At 48.0% G+C, this 1,112-nt stretch carries 2 protein-coding genes; both read left to right on the top strand.

What is annotated here, in order from left to right; translation table 11 throughout:
* Positions 1-636, top strand: a 636-nt coding sequence (locus A3750_RS01000; RefSeq protein ID WP_197474780.1) for a tRNA-dihydrouridine synthase, incomplete at its 5' end; no start/stop codon positions are given.
* An 8-nt stretch (positions 637-644) separates the two neighbouring features.
* Positions 645-929: a DNA-binding transcriptional regulator Fis gene (gene fis / locus A3750_RS01005; RefSeq protein WP_369819912.1), complete on the top strand. Its 285-nt coding sequence runs from the start codon at positions 645-647 to the stop codon at positions 927-929.
* Positions 930-1,112: the final 183 nt, after the last annotated feature.

Genomic DNA, 1,112 nt, shown 5'->3' on the forward strand with positions numbered 1-1,112 from the left:
GAAGCGCTTGTCAAAGACATCTTAAACGCCGTTTTGAATGCAGTAGAAATCCCAGTAACGCTCAAGATCAGAACTGGCTGGGATCAACAAAGCAAAAACGCAGAAACAATAGCCCGAATGGCGGAAGACTCAGGCATTCAGGCTTTGGCTGTTCACGGCCGAACCAGAGCCTGCGCCTATAGGGGTGAGGCGGAGTACGACACGATACGCGCGGTCAAGCAAGCCGTTTCAATTCCGGTGTTTGCAAACGGAGATATCACCTCTCCCGAAAAGGCAAAACAGGTCTTGAACTTCACCGGAGCGGACGGACTGCTAATAGGACGCGCGGCTCAGGGAAAACCATGGATTTTTGAAGAAATAGAGCACTTCCTGGCAAAAGGGACTCATTTGCCGCCGCGCGCTACCGAAGAGCAAAAAGCAATTATGCTGCAACATGTCAGTGAACTTCACTCCTTCTATGGCGATGTCATGGGAGTCCGGATCTCACGCAAACATGTTGCCTGGTATTTGCAAACACGACCAGATGGTAAAGCGTTTAGAAAGATTTTTAACACCATTGATTCAACTAACGAACAGCTTGAAGCTATAACCAGTTACTTTGAGCAGTCACTTACCCAAGGAGAAGCAGCAGCATGAGTTCTCAAATGCTAGCCGACAACCACGAAGCACAACAAACACAAATCGGCCCAGCGGCAGAAGGCGGAACAACCTTGCGTGACGAGGTAGAGAAAGCGCTGAGCAACTATTTTGCTCAACTAGACGGCGCGCCTGTGACCGACGTTTACCAACTAGTGCTTACTGAAGTAGAAGCACCTCTTCTCGAGCAGGTACTAAAGTACACCCGTAACAACCAAACTAAAGCCTCCGTTTTGCTTGGCCTTAATAGAGGTACGCTTCGCAAGAAGTTAAAGCAATACGGTTTACTGTAAAACGAAAAGCATCAAAAAAGGGCGGGATTATCTCGCCCTTTTACGTTCTAAGCAGAAGTAAAATTGGAATTAAGTATGACGACCGACCCTCGCCTAGCACCCGTTAAACGCGCCCTAATCAGCGTCTCCGACAAAACCGGAATTGTTGAGTTCGCAAAAGAACTTGTCGATTTAGGAGTAGAA

The organism is Oleiphilus sp. HI0079 (genome assembly GCF_001635105.1).